The organism is Pseudomonas putida (assembly GCF_028682475.1).
Classification (GTDB): domain Bacteria; phylum Pseudomonadota; class Gammaproteobacteria; order Pseudomonadales; family Pseudomonadaceae; genus Aquipseudomonas; species Aquipseudomonas putida_AG.
Map to the genome: position 1 here is coordinate 1 of NZ_JANHLE010000133.1, position 328 is coordinate 328.

Here is a 328-nt window from a genome sequence, read left to right on the forward strand (position 1 = left end):
TTTTGCTGAAGTGCTGAACGCGCCGTGCGACAAGGCCATTTGCGCCGAACGTGAAGAGCTACGCGAGCTGGTTCAACTGCGCGAGCATTTCGTCCAGCAGCGGGACGACAACAAACGTCGCCTTCAGCAGGTTCAGTTACCAGCGGTTGTCGCGACGATTAAAGACCACATTCACTACCTGCAAACGCAGATCAAGCTGCTCGAAAAGTCCATCAATCAAAGCATGCGCGATCTGGATGCAGAAAAAGCCGATCGGCTTATCTCCGTTAAGGGAATCGGCACGGTGGCTACCGCCAGTTTGCTGGTTTATTTACCCGAGCTGGGCGAA

Annotated in this window: 1 pseudogene; it reads left to right on the forward strand. The window is 54.0% G+C overall.

Annotated features, from left to right (window positions below):
• Positions 1–328, forward strand: a pseudogene (locus NPS47_RS25505) (IS110 family transposase); the annotation flags it as partial.